The 17,400-nt window shown below is 37.3% G+C and carries 20 protein-coding genes and 1 riboswitch; of the genes, 15 read left to right on the top strand and 5 right to left on the bottom strand.

The features are described from left to right. Positions 1 to 83: 83 nt before the first annotated feature. Complete coding sequence (locus tag ACFO3L_RS10105; RefSeq protein WP_379966898.1) at positions 84 to 389, bottom strand: hypothetical protein; 306 nt, start codon at positions 387 to 389, stop codon at positions 84 to 86. A 32-nt stretch (positions 390 to 421) separates the two neighbouring features. Beyond that, on the bottom strand, positions 422 to 1,363 hold the full coding sequence (locus ACFO3L_RS10100) for a hypothetical protein (RefSeq protein WP_379966895.1): 942 nt from the start codon (positions 1,361 to 1,363) through the stop codon (positions 422 to 424). A 201-nt stretch (positions 1,364 to 1,564) separates the two neighbouring features. Here ACFO3L_RS10100 and ACFO3L_RS10095 point away from each other — a divergent pair, with 201 nt between their 5' ends. From ACFO3L_RS10095 to ACFO3L_RS10045, 11 genes are all read left to right on the top strand, one after another. After that, complete coding sequence (locus tag ACFO3L_RS10095) at positions 1,565 to 1,798, top strand: HAD hydrolase family protein (RefSeq protein WP_379966892.1); 234 nt, start codon at positions 1,565 to 1,567, stop codon at positions 1,796 to 1,798. A 101-nt stretch (positions 1,799 to 1,899) separates the two neighbouring features. Then, positions 1,900 to 2,268 carry an HAD hydrolase family protein gene (locus tag ACFO3L_RS10090; RefSeq protein WP_379966889.1) on the top strand — a complete coding sequence of 123 codons (369 nt, stop codon included), beginning with the start codon at positions 1,900 to 1,902 and terminating at the stop codon, positions 2,266 to 2,268. 300 nt (positions 2,269 to 2,568) lie between these two features. Further along, on the top strand, positions 2,569 to 2,880 hold the full coding sequence (locus ACFO3L_RS10085) for a hypothetical protein (protein ID WP_379966887.1): 312 nt from the start codon (positions 2,569 to 2,571) through the stop codon (positions 2,878 to 2,880). Further along, positions 2,881 to 4,857 carry a V-type ATP synthase subunit I gene (locus tag ACFO3L_RS10080; RefSeq protein WP_379966884.1) on the top strand — a complete coding sequence of 659 codons (1,977 nt, stop codon included), beginning with the start codon at positions 2,881 to 2,883 and terminating at the stop codon, positions 4,855 to 4,857. A gap of 1 nt (position 4,858) precedes the next feature. Further along, a complete protein-coding gene (locus tag ACFO3L_RS10075) occupies positions 4,859 to 5,332 on the top strand; it encodes a V-type ATP synthase subunit K (protein ID WP_379966881.1) in 474 nt (157 codons plus the stop codon). A 10-nt stretch (positions 5,333 to 5,342) separates the two neighbouring features. Continuing rightward, positions 5,343 to 5,939, top strand: coding sequence for a V-type ATP synthase subunit E (locus ACFO3L_RS10070; RefSeq protein WP_379966878.1), 597 nt, complete (start codon positions 5,343 to 5,345; stop codon positions 5,937 to 5,939). 10 nt (positions 5,940 to 5,949) lie between these two features. Next, positions 5,950 to 6,951: a V-type ATP synthase subunit C gene (locus ACFO3L_RS10065; RefSeq protein ID WP_379966875.1), complete on the top strand. Its 1,002-nt coding sequence runs from the start codon at positions 5,950 to 5,952 to the stop codon at positions 6,949 to 6,951. After that, a complete protein-coding gene (locus ACFO3L_RS10060) occupies positions 6,944 to 7,261 on the top strand; it encodes a V-type ATP synthase subunit F (RefSeq protein WP_379966872.1) in 318 nt (105 codons plus the stop codon). The genes ACFO3L_RS10065 and ACFO3L_RS10060 overlap by 8 nt, the downstream gene beginning before the upstream one ends. Positions 7,262 to 7,279: 18 nt before the next feature. Continuing rightward, a complete protein-coding gene (locus tag ACFO3L_RS10055) occupies positions 7,280 to 9,058 on the top strand; it encodes a V-type ATP synthase subunit A (protein ID WP_379966869.1) in 1,779 nt (592 codons plus the stop codon). Continuing rightward, positions 9,059 to 10,438 carry a V-type ATP synthase subunit B gene (locus ACFO3L_RS10050; RefSeq protein ID WP_379966866.1) on the top strand — a complete coding sequence of 460 codons (1,380 nt, stop codon included), beginning with the start codon at positions 9,059 to 9,061 and terminating at the stop codon, positions 10,436 to 10,438. Between the two features lie 6 nt (positions 10,439 to 10,444). After that, positions 10,445 to 11,089, top strand: a complete 645-nt coding sequence (locus ACFO3L_RS10045; protein ID WP_379966863.1) for a V-type ATP synthase subunit D — start codon at positions 10,445 to 10,447, stop codon at positions 11,087 to 11,089. A 70-nt stretch (positions 11,090 to 11,159) separates the two neighbouring features. Here the strand turns inward: ACFO3L_RS10045 and ACFO3L_RS10040 are convergent, their stop codons facing one another. From ACFO3L_RS10040 to ACFO3L_RS10030, 3 genes are all read right to left on the bottom strand, one after another. Further along, positions 11,160 to 12,473, bottom strand: a complete 1,314-nt coding sequence (locus ACFO3L_RS10040; protein WP_379966860.1) for an ISL3 family transposase — start codon at positions 12,471 to 12,473, stop codon at positions 11,160 to 11,162. A 110-nt stretch (positions 12,474 to 12,583) separates the two neighbouring features. Continuing rightward, positions 12,584 to 12,748: a maltose acetyltransferase domain-containing protein gene (locus ACFO3L_RS10035; RefSeq protein ID WP_379966857.1), complete on the bottom strand. Its 165-nt coding sequence runs from the start codon at positions 12,746 to 12,748 to the stop codon at positions 12,584 to 12,586. Positions 12,749 to 12,844: 96 nt separating this feature from the next. Continuing rightward, a complete protein-coding gene (locus ACFO3L_RS10030; RefSeq protein ID WP_379966907.1) occupies positions 12,845 to 14,305 on the bottom strand; it encodes an amidase in 1,461 nt (486 codons plus the stop codon). Between the two features lie 114 nt (positions 14,306 to 14,419). Then, positions 14,420 to 14,517, top strand: a riboswitch (TPP riboswitch). Between the two features lie 101 nt (positions 14,518 to 14,618). On the opposite strand from ACFO3L_RS10030, the gene ACFO3L_RS10025 reads away from it, so the two are divergent. Genes ACFO3L_RS10025 through ACFO3L_RS10010 form a run of 4 tightly spaced genes read left to right on the top strand, consistent with a single transcriptional unit; the run spans position 14,619 to position 17,397 of the window. Further along, positions 14,619 to 14,915 carry a thiamine-binding protein gene (locus tag ACFO3L_RS10025; protein ID WP_379966854.1) on the top strand — a complete coding sequence of 99 codons (297 nt, stop codon included), beginning with the start codon at positions 14,619 to 14,621 and terminating at the stop codon, positions 14,913 to 14,915. Continuing rightward, positions 14,884 to 15,687 carry an ABC transporter permease gene (locus ACFO3L_RS10020; RefSeq protein ID WP_379966851.1) on the top strand — a complete coding sequence of 268 codons (804 nt, stop codon included), beginning with the start codon at positions 14,884 to 14,886 and terminating at the stop codon, positions 15,685 to 15,687. The genes ACFO3L_RS10025 and ACFO3L_RS10020 overlap by 32 nt, the downstream gene beginning before the upstream one ends. Then, positions 15,653 to 16,651, top strand: coding sequence for an ABC transporter substrate-binding protein (locus ACFO3L_RS10015; protein WP_379966848.1), 999 nt, complete (start codon positions 15,653 to 15,655; stop codon positions 16,649 to 16,651). Before ACFO3L_RS10020 ends, ACFO3L_RS10015 begins: the two co-directional genes overlap by 35 nt. Positions 16,652 to 16,656: 5 nt before the next feature. Then, positions 16,657 to 17,397 carry an ABC transporter ATP-binding protein gene (locus ACFO3L_RS10010; RefSeq protein WP_379966845.1) on the top strand — a complete coding sequence of 247 codons (741 nt, stop codon included), beginning with the start codon at positions 16,657 to 16,659 and terminating at the stop codon, positions 17,395 to 17,397. Positions 17,398 to 17,400: the final 3 nt, after the last annotated feature.

Genomic DNA, 17,400 nt, shown 5'->3' with positions numbered 1-17,400 from the left:
AGGGATATTAGTGATACATATTTCAATAAAATGTGCCAAAGAATTAAAGCTATGAATTATTCAGGATATATCTAACTATAAAATTATTCTTCAAGGGATTTTGAAGTTTCCTTCTTATTTTCCAGTTTCTGTTGTAATTTATTTATTTTTTTTTGTGTGTTTTTAATTGATTTTTCTTGCTTTTTTTCTTGTAAGTTTTTAAAATTATCCGCGGCTTTATTGTAGAACAGAGAAGAAGTTTTTGTTGTTTTTTCTAAAGCGTGACTAGATGCTATTTTTGTTTTGTTCAAAATCTTTGATGCAGTGATTTTCATTATTTGAGAATTACAATAGTTACATCTTTTTTGTCCCGCATTTATTTCCCTTCCACATTCAGTACATGTAATCATAAAAGACAATCCTTTCTTGAAACTAATAAATTCTATAGATGTATTTTAGGCTGAGTTAAAATTAGTGATTCGTTGTCCAATAAGAAGTCATTTGTTTGGTACACGGTCGTAATTACTTCGAATATTGCTTGACTAAACGGGTTCGTGGGATCCTTAAAATAGCCATCAACTGCTAATTGGACTTCTTTAGTTAATACTGTGTCCATTTCATTCTTATATGTATCTAGAGCATGACTTAGTGAATAATATTCTTCGAGTTCTGTGTAGCATTGTATTTGAATTTTAAAGCATTCATTAAATAGATATAAGTTTTGGAGGGCTTCATTTGCTAATTCAAATTTTGATTTATCATTAAATCTAGTTTTTTGATTTATGATTTTCTCAGTTTTAAAAGTCAATTGTTTGTATAGCATATGTTTAGTATTTGTTACATCATCTAGGATATTCAATATAAAATTGTTTTTTGTTTGAGTATCTGTAAAAAGTAGAGCTTGTTCAAATTTTTCTTTCGCTGCAAAAGCACGTGCATATCGGTCATTTTCAAAATTCTGTAGGACTTCACTAATTCCTTTATTTAAGTCATCTATGCCTTTTTCTATTTTTTTCATTTGAATAAAAAGAGATACAGCTAGCATTGCCGGTCCTAGCATAGGTGTGGCTAATTCAGCTTTTATAGGCAAATTCTTGACAATTTCATGTGTATTTGGATCTTTAAGAATTGCCAAGGTTTCCCCATTCGTTTTTTTCAAAAAAGATAAAGCACCAGATGATATTTGGGTACTAATTTCAGATGACATATCGACTACATATTTTGTTTCAAGCGGTAGTGATTCAACTAAACCAGGTATCATGAGTGCCCAATCAGCTAAAAATTTAATCCCTTTTTCTCCTCTCGTGGTTTTTACATTTTTAAAAAGTGGACTTCGTTTTAATTCTAGAGAGTTATCAGTTTCCTTTAACTCATTTTTTTGCATATTATCCCTCCTTAATTGATTTAATAGTTAAATTTATATTATCATATTTTTCTTTATAAAAATGATATATTATCAGTTATATTAAAATTGAAGTATAATAAATCAAGGTATATTTATATAAGGAAAGGATGACAAAATAAAATTTGTTTTTGATTTAGATGGAACGCTTTGTTTTAAGGGCCAACCAATTGGGCTAGTATTTTGGCGGCTTTAAAAGAAGTAACGGCTACAGGACATGAAGTGATTTTTGCGTCGGCTAGGCCAATTCGTGACATGTTGCCTGTGATTGCGTCAGATTTTCATCATTATTCAATGATTGGTGGGAATGGCTCGCTTATTTCTGTAAATGGGAAAGTCATTCAATCGACGGCTTTTTCTGAGGATGAAACAACCAAATCAAGCAATAGATTCATGAACATCAAGCGACCTATTTAGTCGATAGTGAATGGGATTACGCTTATACCGGTGCGGAAAATCATCCGATTCGTCAAAATGTTGATCCAGGGAAATTGGCCAAAGAGTGCTCTTTGGGAGAATTGAAGCCGATAGTAAAAGTTCTTTTTTTGACGGCTAATCAAATGGACAAGCTTGCTATGAAATTAGAAGCGCTAAATGTCTATGTCAATCGGCATGGCCAAGAAGGTGTCCTTGATATTAGTCTAAAAGGTGTCCATAAATGGTCGGCACTACAAGTACTTGGTGTAGAAAAACAAGCATATATCGCTTATGGCAACGATGCAAACGACCAAACAATGTTTAAAAACGCCCACTATGCTGTGCAAATTGGGGAATATCAACCATTAACAATATTAGCGAACGAACAGATAACGCTAGAGGGAGATTTTGAGCAAGCAATTGCAGATAAGATTTGCTATTTAGCTCGTTCCCCAGATTTATTTAATTAAGAATGATTTTTAAAACCATCGCTTTTACGCGTTGGTTTTTTATTATTAGAAAACAAGTTTTGTGTAATTATTGGATAGTTGAAGTCATTGTATTCATCTTTTTTCAAATTGAATGTTAGAATAGACTATATATATGAAGGGAAAAAACAGCTAAATTGTGATTTTTTTAAGAAATTTTCGTTTTTTTAAAGAAAATTCCCTCAGATTCCTTGACGTGCTTATTGATTTTCGTTAACATTTATATAACAGTTAAGTTTACCTGTAATAGCTTTCATAAGAAATGAGTAAGGAGGAGAATGAATGAGTGTAGATGCCATTCAAAAAATTATTGAAGCGGAAATTGAAGCGGAAACGATTATTCAAGAAACCGCGACTTTAATTCAAGAGAAACAACAAGCAAGCCAAGAAGCACTGGCTGCTTTTCGCAAAGAGTTACGTGAAAAAGAAAAAATCGAACAGCAACGATTACTCGAAAAATCAGAGCGAGAATTTGAGCAAATCAAAGCACCGCTAACCGTAAAAACAAATGGAGAGATTGAAAAACTGCAACAAATTTCTCCCGTGTTACGTGAAAAAGCCATCGCAAAAATGATTGAAGAGGTGGTGGGTTAATTGGCTATTGTTCAAATGCAAAAGTTCCACGTTTTAACTTTTAAAAAGACGCACGAGAAATTACTACAAACACTTCAAAACTTTCAGAAGGTAGAAATCTTACCTGCCGATGAAGGCATACTACTTTCAGATAATCACTTTGTAAAAGATGATTCATCGATTCAAACAGACAAATTAGAAAATCAACTCGCGCGAGTACTGTGGGCGAAAGAATTTCTAACCAATTATGTTCCCCAGAAATCTTTTATTCAAAAATTACGAAACCAGTCACCAACTTATACGCTGGCACAGTTAGAACAAATCACCGAAACATCTGATTGGGAATCTTTTGTTGAAGACTTACGTGCGAAAGATCGCCGTTTGCGTATGATTTCCCAAGAAAAACAAGACCTTTCTAAAGAAGAAAATGAACTGAACCGTTGGCGCTACTTTGACGAATCCCCTGCAGTTCTAAATGATTTGAAACATTCCGTCGGTCTCTTAGGCACGATATCGAATGAGCAAATACCTACATTAAACCATGAACTAGAGAAGTACCCGAGTTCATATTATCAAATCATCCAACAAACAAATTCAACGACTTATTTATTGTTACTTTTTCATAAAACGAATGAGAAAAAAGTTCAATATTCATTAGCGACAGTGGGCTTCAATGAGTACCATTACCCATTTCAAGGTAAACCACAAGAAGCGCTTTCAGAAATAAAAGACAAAATTGCTGCGATTGTGGCTGAAGAAAAAGCAATCAAAGACGCGTTAAGGCAAATGCAAGCAGAAGAGATTCAATTAAATGTGGTTGCTGAATACTACAGTAGCAAGGTGATTCAAAGTCGCAACAAAGAACGATTATTCCAATCAAAAGCCGTTACGAGTCTTGCTGGTTGGATACCTAAAACACAAGCACAAGCGTTAGAAGCGCAAATCAGTCAGGTGACGAAAGGCGATTATTATTTGGTTTTCGAAGAAGTTCGCGAAGAAGAAATCGATGAAGTGCCGATTTTACTAGAAAACAATCGTTGGGTAGCACCATTTGAAACGTTAATCGAGATGTACAGTTTACCGAAATACAATGAAATTGATCCGACACCCTTTATGGCACCTTTTTACGCTTTAGCCTTTGGGATGATGGTCGCTGACTTTGGGTATGGTTTATTCTTATTTTTAGCAATTTTACTTATTAAAAAGATTTTTTACTTTGATGCAAGTATGAAACGTAGTCTAACTTTTTTCCAACTATGTGCGATTCCTACCATGATGTGGGGCTTAATTTATGGAAGCTTCTTCGGAATGACCATGCCGTTTCAACTATTGTCTAACCAATCAGATATTACTGAAATATTAATTATATCTGTTATTTTTGGGTATATTCAGATCTTCTTTGCCTTGATATTAAAATTTTATGTTTTATGGGCGAAGAAAGAGCAAAAATTCAAAGCGGTATTCCAAGCGGGTTCATGGATGCTTTTCTTATTTAGCGTTGGACTGCTAGCTTTGGGATTTATGGTTTTACCAGAGACGAGTTTAGGTACAATCGGTTCAATTGGACTTGTTATTTCACTAATTTCAGTCGTAATTGGTGGAAGTACAGAAGGAGAAACCTTTGTTGGAAAGATTGGAACTGGACTCTATAGTTTAATGGATTTAACCAATTATATGAGTGACTTGGTCAGTTATACACGTCTGATGGCACTTGGTGTGGCAGGTGGAAGTATCGCTGCGGCTTTTAACTTAATCATTAGTTATTTCCCGACAGCAGCAAGGTTTACCATTGGAGCAGTTCTCTTTGTTTTACTGCATGCGATTAACATTTTCTTAAGTTACTTAAGTGCTTATGTTCATGGCATTCGTTTACAGTACTTAGAGTTTTTTGGTAAATTCTTTACCGGAGGCGGACGTGCTTTTAAACCATTTAAAGCAAGTAACAAATACGTGACCATTGTGTCAGATGAAAAAAAACAACAGGAGGAACAACAATAGTATGGAAAATTGGATTAGTTTTTTTTATGAGAATGGCGGCTTACTTTTTGCCGGGTTAGGTGTTGCAACGGCGACGATTTGTGGAGGAATCGGTTCAACGATTGGAGTTGGGATGACTTCCCAAGCGGCTGCAGGATTGATTGCTGAAGAGCCGGAAAAATTTGGTCAAGCTTTGATTTTGGAATTACTGTCAGCGACGCAAGGGTTATATGGATTCGTTATTTCCTTTATGATTTTCTTACAAATCACGGGAGACATTTCTTTCCAACGTGGCTTGTTCTTATTTATTGCTTCATTACCAATTTCGTTTACGGCGTTAGCCAATGGATTATGGCAAGGTCGCGGATCAGCTGCAGCTATGCAAATTTTAGCCAAAAAGCCAGAACATACGACAAAAGGGATTATTTTTGTAGCGATGATGGAAACATACGCTATCTTAGGTTTCGTTATTTCTTTCTTATTGGTGATGAGCTAGGAGGAAAAAGATGTCTGATATTACAAAATTAACGACAAAAATTAAAATTGATGCGGTCAAAAAACAAGCTTCACTCGTTAAGGAAGCAGAAAGAGAACTTTCTCAATCCGAACATTTGAAAAAAGCACAGTTAGAAAAAGAATCAAAAGAAAATCTTAAACGTTATGAACGTGAGTTACAAAGAGAGTTAAGTTTGAGAGTTTCTGAACTTCATGTCAAATCACGTAACCGCATTTTAGCGGCCAAACAACAAATTTTAGATGAGTTGTTTGAAGAAGCTAGAGTCCAATTACAAAATCTTTCAGCTGATCAAATTGAAGCTTTTGTTTTACGTAAACTTCAATTGATTCAAGTAACAGGTGATGTGGAGTTAATTTTTGGTGAAAAGACTTGCCCTATAATTACTAGCGAAATGCATCGACGCTGGCAACAAGCTTTAGGTGAAACAGTGACCATTCGACAAGCACAACACACGATTCCTAATCGTAGTGGGGTCGTTTTTAAACAAGGCGAAATAGAATTTAATTACTTATTCGAAGCCTTATTAGAGTCAAAAGAAGAGGATTTGAGTTATCAATTAATTGAGCTCATTTTTGAACAAGAATAGGAGGGATTGCTTGAAAGATATTCAATATAGCAGTGCAAACGTAAGAATTCGAACATATGAAGGACGCTTGCTTGATCGTGCTTTTTTTGAGCGTTTGCTAAGTGTTGAAAGAGCAAGAGATTTGTACCCTATTTTACTTGAAACAACTTATGGTGATTTTATCGAAGAAAGTACTTCGAAACATGATTTTGAAAAAGTGCTTTTACTAGAACAAAAGCGGACGTTTGAACAAGTTTATGAACTAGCTCCTGTCCGAGGAGTTGTCGATATTTTCTCTTTGAAATATGACTACCATAATTTAAAAGTTCTCGTCAAAAGCTGGTACACAAAAGAAGATTTGAGTGAACTAATCGTCCCTTTTGGTGCTTTTGATTTAAATACATTAAAAGAACTTGTCCAAACACGGGCACATAAAGGGGTACCACAAATTTTAATCGACTGTTTGGAAGAAGTTTTCTCATATATTGAAGACTATGAAGAGGTTCAAGGAATCGATATTATCTTTGATAACTATTATTGGCGTCATTTTTTAGAAGTTGCCGAACAGTCAAAAGAACCAAGCTTTATCGAGTTAAGTCAGCGTTGGATCGATATGTTTAACTTATCGACGATTTTACGCAGTTATTTGATGGGGCGTAAAAAAGGCTTTATGCATGCGGTAATGGCTGATGGTGGGACGATCCCCGCGGCTGAACTGGTTGAGCAGATTCATCAATCGCTTGATAGTTTAGCGGCGTACTTAGAAAATACTCCTTACCGCCGTGTGGGCCAGTTATTAATTGAAGAAATGAAAGAAAACCAAACATTGAATCATTTTGATTTATTAAAAGATAATTTTATTATGAATTATTTTAAAGAAAAAAAGATTATTCCCTTTGGACCAAGTGCGATTTTAGGTTACTTGTATGCCAAAGAAATCGAAATTAAAAATTTACGAATGATTTTTATTGGAAAAATTAATAAAATTCCAGAAGAAAAGTTAAGAAGTCGGGTGCGTGATTCGTATGTATAAAAAAATTGGCATGATGGGTGGTAAAAACTCGATTTTACCGTTTAAAGGACTAGGGATTGATGTTTTTCCAGTGACGGATCTTGAGGAAGCCAAAAGACAATTAGCCGAGATGGCACCAGAATATGGCGTTATTTTTATTACGGAACGCATTGTTGAACAATTAGAAAACGAAATTGCACAATACGACAATCAGGTGACGCCAGCAATTATCCCAGTTCCAAGTAGTAGTGGGATTTTGGGAATTGGCATGCAGCGGTTGCAAAAGACTGTCGAAGAAGCCATTGGAATGGCAATTTTACAAGATGATTAAAGTAGAGGAGGAACGTCTTTGGCAATTGGAAAAATTATCAAAGTTTCCGGTCCTTTAGTCCAAGCTGTTGGCTTACAAAACGCGAAGATCCATGAGATTTGTAAAGTCAGTGAAAAGGGACTACTAGGCGAAATAATTGAATTAAAAAAAGGAATCGCATCGATTCAAGTTTATGAAGAAACAAATGGAATTGGACCTGGGGAAGTAGTGGAATCGATAGGAACACCACTTTCGGTTGAATTAGCGCCAGGATTACTGGGCCAAATGTTTGATGGGATACAACGTCCATTAGATAAATTTATGGCGCAAGCGCAAAGCGATTACTTAGAACGCGGCGTAATAATTGATGCGCTTGATTGGCAAAAAAAATGGACTTTTGTTCCGAAAAAACAAGTCGGTGAGCGAGTAGAAGCCGGTGACATTATTGGTGTTGTACAAGAAACTGAAGTTATTGAACACCGTGTGATGGTTCCAAATGGCATTAGTGGTGTGATTACTGAAATCAAAGCCGGTAATTTTAGTATTACGGAACCTATTTGTGTATTAGAAACAGACAATGGTACTGAAAAAAAATTACCAATGTTACAACGTTGGCCCGTTCGCCGTCCGAGACCAAGCCAACGCAAATTAAAACCAGGGAGTCCACTTGTTACAGGACAGCGTGTCGTTGATACGTTTTTCCCAGTTGCCAAAGGTGGTTCGGCAGCTGTTCCGGGACCGTTTGGTGCTGGGAAAACCGTTGTGCAACACCAAATTGCCAAATGGTCGGATGTTGATATCGTCGTTTATGTTGGTTGTGGTGAACGTGGAAATGAAATGAAAGATGTTATCAACGAGTTCTCTGAATTAATCGATCCAAAAACCGGTAAATCGTTAATGGAGCGTACGGTCTTGATTGCCAATACGTCAAATATGCCGGTTGCGGCACGTGAGGCTTCGATTTATACAGGGATTACGATTGCCGAATATTATCGTGATATGGGTTATGACGTGGCGATTATGGCTGATTCAACTTCACGTTGGGCAGAAGCTTTGCGTGAAATGAGTGGTCGCTTACAAGAAATTCCAGGTGATGAAGGGTACCCAGCTTATTTAGGTAGCCGGATTGCGGAATATTATGAGCGTGCCGGTCGTTATGAGACACTAGGTAGTGACAATCGTGAAGGAAGTATTACGGCAATTGGGGCAGTTTCACCTGCAGGGGGCGATATTAGTGAGCCAGTCACCCAAAATACGTTACGAATCGTCAAAGTGTTCTGGGCTTTAGATAGTTCCTTAGCTCAAAAACGTCACTTCCCAGCAATTAATTGGACCAATTCTTATTCGTTATATGAGAGCGAACTATTAAGTTATTTAGATGATATCTTTGATGGTCAGTGGTCGAAACAAGTTCATGAAGCGATGACTTTATTACAAGAAGAAGAACGTTTAGATGAAATTGTTCAATTGGTTGGAATTGAGTCGCTGTTGCCGCGTGATCGGATGACTTTAGTAATTGCCCGTTCGATTCGTCAAGATTATTTACAGCAAAATGCTTTTGATGACGTTGACACATTTACTTCACGAGAAAAACAATTTTACTTATTGAAGAATATTTTGTCATTTTATCATGAAGCGTTGCGAGCGATTGAACTGGGTGCTTATTTCAATGAAATCATTCAAGGTACCACTGATTTCCGTGAAAAAATTGCGCGTAGTAAATACATTGCCGAAGAAAATTTAGATCAATTAATGCATTTAGAGCAAGAAATGAAACAGACTATTCAACAAATTGTTGAAAAGGGAGGGATGGAATAAATGCTAAAAGAATACCGTTCCGTCTCGGAGATTTATGGGCCGATTATGGTCGTTGAAAATGTTGAAGGGGTTAAATACGATGAACTGGTAGAAATTCGGACCGATAGTGGGGTAGTTCGACGTGGACAAGTTCTAGAAGTTTCAAAGGACAAAGCGATTGTTCAAGTCTTTGAAGGTACCAGTAACCTTGGAGCCGAAGAAAGCCGCGTGCGTTTTCTAGGAACAGGTCTGACTGTCGGTGTTTCCCAAGACATGCTCGGTCGAATTTTTGATGGTTTAGGTCAACCAATTGATAATGGACCACGTATCATTCCAGATAAACGCGTCGATGTAAATGGGGCTTCTATAAACCCGATGGCGCGCGCCTTCCCAGATGAATTTATTCAAACAGGTATCTCGGCGATTGACCATTTGAACACCCTCGTTCGTGGACAAAAGTTACCAATTTTTTCATCAGCAGGTTTGCCACATAAAGAAATGGCTGCACAGATTGCCCGTCAAGCGACTGTACCAAATGATGAGGGCAATTTTGCCATCGTCTTTGGGGCAATTGGGATTCCTTTTGAAGAGTCGGAATTTTTCATTGATGAGTTTCGTAAAACCGGAGCTTTGGATCGCTCGGTCATGTTTTTAAACTTAGCTAATGATCCGGCAATTGAGCGGATTGCAACTCCGAGAATGGCACTAGCAACCGCTGAATATTTAGCATTTGAAAAAGGCATGCACGTCTTGGTTATTTTGACGGATATGACGAATTACTGTGAAGCGTTGCGTGAAATTTCGGCTGCCCGTCGCGAAGTACCAGGTCGTCGTGGCTATCCGGGTTACTTATATACCGATTTGGCCGGTTTATATGAGCGTGCGGGGATGTTAACAGATAAACCGGGTTCAATCACGCAAATACCAATTTTAACCATGCCGGACAATGATAAAACCCATCCAATTCCAGATTTAACAGGTTATATTACGGAAGGACAAATTATTTTGTCACCTGATTTAGAAAAGCGGAATATTAATCCACCGATTGATGTATTACCGAGCCTTTCTCGTCTTAAAGATAAAGGGACGGGAGAAAATAAAACAAGAAAAGACCACGCAGCTACAATGAACCAAATGTTTGCAGCTTATGCCGATGGAAAAGATGCGAAAGAATTGGCAGTTGTGCTTGGTGAAGCAGCCTTATCAGAAGTCGATCGCAAGTATGCCCATTTCGCCGATCGTTTTGAAAAAGAATACTTAAACCAAGGTTTTTATAATAATCGAAGCATTGAAGAAACATTAGACTTAAGTTGGAAATTACTTGCAACATTACCTAAGTCTGAACTGAATCGTATCAAAGAAGCGTATATTGAGGAATTCTTCCCTGAGACGAAGGAGTGAACGTAGATGGCCATTTTAAATGTCACACCAACACGAATGGAACTCAGTCGTTTACGTAAACGACTTGGTACCGCAACTCGCGGGCACAAACTTTTAAAAGATAAACAAGATGAGCTTGTGCGTCAATTTATCCAGATGGTGAAGAAAAATCAAACCTTAAGAAAAGAAATGGAACAAGCCTTATACCAAGGAATGGAAGGATATGTGTTAGCTTCAAGTAGCATTCCAGACCATGTCCTCCAAGAAGCCTTTGCCATTCCGTTGAATACTGTTTCACTCGATGTACAAAGTAAAAGTATTATGAACACGGAAGTTCCCGTGTTAAATACGATGTTCAAAGAAGAAACAGACGTTGATGATTTTTCATACGGTTTTATGTCAACGACGAGTGAACTCGATGTTTCTTTAGGACATTTGGAATCGATCTTACCATTGATGCTACAACTAGCGGAAATCGAAAAAACATGTCAGTTAATAGGGAAAGAAATTGAAAGTACGAAGCGTCGTGTCAATGCGCTTGAGTATTTGACCATTCCAAATTTAACTGACACCATTCAATATATCGAAAATACCCTTGATGAAAACGAACGTGGTAATGTCACTCGTCTTATGAAAGTCATTGATATTTTAGAAGCCGAGACTGAAGAATAAAAAAGGAACCAAAAATGGCTCTGTGTCAAATGATGTGGATGACTAATATTTTGTTAAAATGAACTGTTATCTAGGCAGCGAAAACCATGGCGTTTTCGTTGCCTATTTTTTTATCCGAAAAACTTAATAGAATACGATCGTGATAATTATAAAAATTTCTGTAACTATAAGCAATTCGTTTAATCAGCTTGATTTTATTAATTGAACCTTCCAAAGAACCGTTGCTTAAGGTAGATTGGAAAGTGTTTTTAATTCGTGGTAGATGTTTCTTTAAGGTAAGAATGGACGTCTCCATACTAGGTGAAAGCTCGTGTTTTTTCGTCATCAAAATAAGGTCTTTAAACCCTTCATAATCGTTTTTCTTCGAACAATAAAGTAAGTCTTGATAAAGTTGATAGGTCTCTTTTAATTGAGAATTAAGGCTCAATAAATAATCCATAATTTCTGTTTCCGTTATCACTTTCTTAAAGAGACGATGATAATGATACGTTTGGTAATCTAAGTCATTGGATTCTTTTAGAAAGAGTTTCCAGTATCGCTTTAATTTTCGATAGTCTTTCGCTGCAGCCGTGCGATATGTATTCATCGTTTTAATTCTTGTGACGTTGAGTGCACGATTGATTAGTTGAACGAGATGGAAACGATCAATGACAACAGACGCATTCGGGAATGATTCTTTCACTCGTTTAAAATAACCAGCATTCATATCGACGACAATCGCTTTGACCTTTAATCTTTCTTTTAAAGGGTATCTTAAAAAATGATCACGAATCGTTCTGGAGAAATTATCAATTAAAATATCAATGATTTTATGAGAGGAGGCATTTGAATAAATAAAGCTGTATTTTCCTTTTTTATTTTTAGTTGAAGTAAACTCATCTAAACAGAGGGTCTCGGGTAGAGTTTTAAAATGATTTCTTCTTTCATTGCCAACTTGTCTCATGGTTCGAATGACTGTCGTACTAGAGATTGCGTGACGTTTAGCGATATCTTTGAAGGAAGTAGCGTCAGTGATCTCAAAAAGCACGGATTGTTTCACCCTCCGGGCAATAAAACAATGCTTTTCAAATTCCAATGATTCCGCTAGGAAACTCGCTCCACATTGACGGCATAGGAAACGTTGTTTTCTTAAAAAAAGATAGGTAGGGTATCGAGTGTGACTAATCCACTTTATTTTCGAGAGCATAAAACCATTCTTTACAATGGAGTGCTTGGTGTTCTCCTTTTTACATTCTTTACATTCCTCTGGCTGGTAGCTAAGTTTTGCGTGATAAACTTTTGATTTTCTGCCTTTTATCACAAGTTCCTCACAAAATAAATGATCAAAAGTAATATTTTTATCTTTTAAATCAATGCTTTTTCGTATACAATCGTTATGAAACATAAGAACCATCCTTTCAAAATGTGGTGTCGTTACTATCATTTTAACTGGAAAATTCTTATGTTTCTATTTTTTTATAAAAAAATAGATGTGAACGAATTTCTTCATCCACATCAAAAATTATACAGCCCTTGTTTTTCTTCTTGTTTAGAAGGAGGTAGCTGATTGTAAGCAAAGACTTTATCTAAATAGACCATTTGCTCGGCTACCAGTTTTGGTGCATCGGCATAATAGAGCTTACCTGAATGCATCCGTTCGACTGATTCTTGTAAATCCATTAATTTCCCACCTTTAAGCGTTTTCTTTATTATACTTGAATCCATTTGGAAAAGGGATGTTTTTTTATTAAACGAAAGATTGAACGACGGTCGGGATTAACGTTCAAAATAGGCTTTTGGTAAATGGAAGCGTTGAGCATGTTCGAATTCATAACCAATCTGGAAAAGGAGGTCCTCATTGCCTTTGGCTGCCATAAATTGGATTCCTAAAGGTAAATCTTCTTTAGTCGTAAAAGTCGGTAAACTAATGGCGGGTTGGCCAGTTAAATTTGCTAGTTGTGTGTAGGGGGAAAGAGCTAGACTTTTTTCAAACATCTGATAAATAATTGTAGCGGCTTCTTCTTTTGAACGTTGCTCAATGGTTGTTAATTCCGCTCGGATAGCATCACTTTGTAAGTCGGTCTCAATTTTGGGAGCGGGGTGCGCTGTTGCTGGTGATAAGAATAAATCGAAATTTTCGAATTGTTTTTCCATTTCAACAGCAGCTGCATCCCAAGTGTTGAGCGAATGAATGTAACTAGAAGCGGATAATTTTTGACCGTACTGGTATAAGCCCCAAGTCATGAGTTCCATATCGTTAATCGTTAGTTCACGTTTTAATTGAGTAGAGATATTTTCAAACATCGCGGCTGTTTCAGCACCATTCATTTGATAATAAGAACGAATCAGTTGGTCGCCATTAACAGGATATTTAATTTCAAAGACATCATGTCCTTGGGCAGTTAAAAAAATAACCGCTTCTTCCACTGCATGAATGGCCTCTTTTGAAACAAGACTCCCAACAGGTGAGCTAGTTGAGAAAGCAATTCGTAGTTTTTTATTTGAAGGTTCATGATGAGCCCATTCCGTTTTTGGTGCTTGATAGGGAGCCGCATTTTCAGTGCCACGCATCGCATAGAAAAGGGTCTTCGTATCACGCATCGAAACCGTTAAGCCAAATGAAATGGATGCCCCTTGCCAACCGCGCCAACCGTCGGGACCGACAGGCATCGTGCCACGAGTTGGTTTTAGACCAATTAGACCATTGAATGAAGCTGGAATTCGAATGGAGCCACCGCCATCACTTGCGCCGGCAATCGGGAAAATACCCGCTGCGACTAATGCTGCTGCACCACCACTGGAACCACCAGCAGAACGAGATAAATCAGCCGGGTTACGTGTATCGCCATAGATTGTCGCATCGGTTACATTTTTAAAGCCAAATTCAGGTGCCGTACTTTGACCAATTGGAATCAAGCCAATCGATTCTAGACGTTGAACGAAGTGGCTAGTGAAAGGTGAACGAACGTCACGAAACAGGCGACTGCCAGCGGTGTTAAGCCAGCCTTTTTTCGTTTGACCAAGCATTTTCAAAGGAATTGGTAGTCCAGAAAATGGTAGCTCATCAAGATTGGGTGTACGGTGATATTGTTTTATGGCAGATTCTTTTTCAAATGTAACTAGGGCATTAATTTTGGGATTAATCACCTTAATTTTTGCCTCTAAGTGAGTAACGTATTCTTCAAATGATACTTGCTTTGTCTTTAATTGGTTAGACCAATATAAACCGTCTTTAATCATTTTTTCACCTCGTCCAATTATTTTTGACTCTTGTGTCTAGAATCAACATATCATATTTTACGTGCAATGGCTCGTAATGTCTGCTATACTATCGTCGAGCAAGGCAAATACATACAAATGCAGAGGGACGCGGCCGCGTTGAGAAGGTTAAACCTGACTCTTTGAACCTGTTGGTTAATACCAGCGTAGGGAGCATGTCAAATGAAAGTTCAATTTTTGATTGGATTCGTTTCGGCGTTTTCTCTATGTCTGGAGAAAACGCCTTTTTGTTTTGCTTAAAAATTTCAAATAAAGAAAAGAGGATGTCACAATGGAAGCAAGTATTGCGATTCAAGTTTTACCTAAAGTAGAAAGTACCGAAGAAACCATTCGGATTGTGGATGAAGTCATCGCTTATATTGCGAGCACAGGTTTAAACTACCAAGTGGGCGCGTTTGAAACGAGTATTGAAGGAGAGTTTGATACGTTGATGGAAATTATTAAGCAGTGTCAATTAATCGCGATTAAATCAGGTGCATCGGGCGTGTCTTCTTATATAAAAATTGCTTATCGTCCAGAAGGAGGCGTCTTAGGGATTGAAGAAAAAACGAAAAAGCACCAACATTAATTTTTCTTCAATTTTGACACTAATCGCTCTGTTATTGACTTGGCAAGTGATAACTTACTTTGAATGGATTCCAAACTTTATGCTCCCTTCACCCGTTCAAGTGGGCGAAGCACTCATTCATGATTTTCCTTTATTGCTGTTTCATACAAAAATCACACTCACAGAAGCCGCACTCGGTCTGTTATTTGGAGTGGTTTTAGGAGTGGTTGTTGCCATCTTAATGGATCATTTTCCACGTATAAGAGAAGCATTTTATCCGCTTCTTGTGTTAACGCAAACAGTACCGACAGTCGCTTTAGCACCACTTTTAACCATTTGGTTTGGCTTTGGCATATTACCTAAAGTCGTCTTAATCGTTATTACCATCTTTTTTCCCGTTGCAGTCGCAATGTTAAATGGTTTTTCATCTGTTGACTCGGATGAATTACGACTCATGCGGGCAATGGGTGCCAATCAGCGTCAAATTTTATGGCATATGAAATTACCAGCAAGTTTAGGTAACTTTTTTTCAGCTTTAAAAATTGGTGTAACGTATGCGGTGATTGGTGCGGTTATCTCGGAATGGCTAGGTGGCTTTGAAGGACTCGGTGTTTATATGACCCGAGTTCGTAAATCCTATGCTTTTGATAAAATGTTTGCGGTAATTTTTTTAATTTCACTGTTGAGTTTAATCTTAATGGTGTTTGTGAATGGAATCGAAAAATGGGCGATGCCTTGGAAGAAAGAGGAAGAAAAAAATGAAAATACAACGACTCGTTCTACTCGCAGTTAGCAGTTTATTTAGTTTAAGTGCTTGTAGTCAACCAACGAACCAGCAAATAGAAGAATCGTTAGAAAAAATTACTTTTGTCCTTGATTGGACCCCGAATACGAATCATACAGGTCTTTATGTCGCACAAGAAAAGGGCTATTTTGAAGAATTAGGTCTAGATGTTGAAATCGTACAACCATCAGAAGATTCTGCATCCATGCTCGTTGCAAGCGGCAAAGCCCAGTTTGGAATATCTGCCCAAGATTCACTCGCAGCTAATTATGCTTCGGAAAAACCATTGCCGATAACGACCGTTGCGGCAGTCTTACAACATAATACATCGGGGATTATGTCGCGCCAAGGGGAAGGAATTGATCGACCAAAAGGATTAGAAAACACGACTTATGCCACTTGGGATTCACCAGTTGAACAAGCGACCATTTCAAATGTCATGGCAGAAGATGGTGGTGATTTTTCAAAAGTAAAATTAATCCCGAATACAATTGTCGATGAACCATTAGCCTTGAAAGAAAAACAAACGGATAGTGTTTGGGTCTTTTATGGATGGGGAGGCATTGCCGCAGAAGTTGCTGAGGTACCAATCGATTATTTTTATTTCAAAGATTTGAATCCAGTCTTTGATTATTACACACCCGTTATTATTGCCAATAATGACTTCTTAAGCGAAAAAGGTGACGTCACAAAGAAATTTTTACAAGCAGCCAAAAAAGGATACGAATTTGCAATAGCATCGCCTAAAGAAGCCGCAGATGTATTATTAAAAGCCGCACCCGAGCTCAATCAAACATTGGTTTATGCAAGTCAAAATTGGTTAGCAAAACAATACCAAGCAGAAGCGACTGAATGGGGAGTGATTGATGCCAAGCGCTGGAATGATTTTTATCATTGGCTTGGAGAAAACCAATTAGTTGAAAAAAACATCCCTGAAAATACTGGTTTCACGAATGACTATTTAATGGAGTGAGGTAAATGTCAAAATTAGTCATAGAGAATCTTTCGAAAAGCTTTGGTGAACAAACAATACTGAATCAATTGAATTTTCATGTTGCTCAAAATGAAATTGTGAGTATTATCGGTCCGAGTGGAGTAGGCAAGTCGACGCTCTTTAACTTAATTGCGGGTTTGTTAGCACCAAGCAGTGGCGAGATTTTACTCGATAATCATCCGATTACTAACCAACCGGGAAATGTCGCCTATATGCTACAAAAAGATTTGCTGTTTCCATATAAGACGATTGAAAAGAATATCGCTTTACCTTTGATTTTAAAAGGAGTGAAAAAAGGAGAGGCGCTAAAACAAGCGCATTTATTATTAGAAGAATTCGACTTAGCACATGTTGCTAAAGCATATCCAAAGGCCTTGTCTGGGGGAATGCGTCAACGTATCGCCTTGGTGCGAACCTACTTGTTTTCGGCTAACTTTATTCTATTGGACGAACCGTTCAGCGCACTCGATCCTTTTACTAAAAAAGAAATTCATGATTGGTACTTGAAAATTCATGAACAATTAAATTTGACAACGTTATTTATCACCCATGATATTGATGAAGCAATTAAATTATCACATCGAATCTACTTATTAAAAGGTTCAGGCACGCATGATTTTGAGGAAATGGTGATTGATCAAAAACTTAGAAAAACGATAGATTTTGAATTATCGGATGCTTTTTTAAACTATAAAAAATCAATTATGCATCGATTATCACAATAGTCA

Source organism: Enterococcus eurekensis (genome assembly GCF_042654605.1).
Classification (GTDB): domain Bacteria; phylum Bacillota; class Bacilli; order Lactobacillales; family Enterococcaceae; genus Enterococcus_I; species Enterococcus_I eurekensis.
The sequence above is the reverse complement of the archived record's forward strand: the minus strand, read 5'-3'. Positions and strand labels throughout refer to the sequence as shown.

Excerpts from the sequence above, each read along its gene's own strand:
- ACFO3L_RS10035 (WP_379966857.1), bottom strand. The coding sequence starts at position 12,748 with ATGGATTTACAAGAATCAGTCGAACGGATGCATTCAGGTAAGCTCTAT.
- ACFO3L_RS10045 (WP_379966863.1), top strand. The coding sequence starts at position 10,445 with ATGGCCATTTTAAATGTCACACCAACACGAATGGAACTCAGTCGTTTA.
- ACFO3L_RS10100 (WP_379966895.1), bottom strand. The coding sequence starts at position 1,363 with ATGCAAAAAAATGAGTTAAAGGAAACTGATAACTCTCTAGAATTAAAA.
- ACFO3L_RS10105 (WP_379966898.1), bottom strand. The coding sequence starts at position 389 with ATGATTACATGTACTGAATGTGGAAGGGAAATAAATGCGGGACAAAAA.
- ACFO3L_RS10075 (WP_379966881.1), top strand. The coding sequence starts at position 4,859 with ATGGAAAATTGGATTAGTTTTTTTTATGAGAATGGCGGCTTACTTTTT.
- ACFO3L_RS10085 (WP_379966887.1), top strand. The coding sequence starts at position 2,569 with ATGAGTGTAGATGCCATTCAAAAAATTATTGAAGCGGAAATTGAAGCG.
- ACFO3L_RS10025 (WP_379966854.1), top strand. The coding sequence starts at position 14,619 with ATGGAAGCAAGTATTGCGATTCAAGTTTTACCTAAAGTAGAAAGTACC.
- ACFO3L_RS10060 (WP_379966872.1), top strand. The coding sequence starts at position 6,944 with ATGTATAAAAAAATTGGCATGATGGGTGGTAAAAACTCGATTTTACCG.
- ACFO3L_RS10010 (WP_379966845.1), top strand. The coding sequence starts at position 16,657 with ATGTCAAAATTAGTCATAGAGAATCTTTCGAAAAGCTTTGGTGAACAA.
- ACFO3L_RS10040 (WP_379966860.1), bottom strand. The coding sequence starts at position 12,473 with ATGTTTCATAACGATTGTATACGAAAAAGCATTGATTTAAAAGATAAA.
- ACFO3L_RS10070 (WP_379966878.1), top strand. The coding sequence starts at position 5,343 with ATGTCTGATATTACAAAATTAACGACAAAAATTAAAATTGATGCGGTC.
- ACFO3L_RS10015 (WP_379966848.1), top strand. The coding sequence starts at position 15,653 with ATGAAAATACAACGACTCGTTCTACTCGCAGTTAGCAGTTTATTTAGT.
- ACFO3L_RS10050 (WP_379966866.1), top strand. The coding sequence starts at position 9,059 with ATGCTAAAAGAATACCGTTCCGTCTCGGAGATTTATGGGCCGATTATG.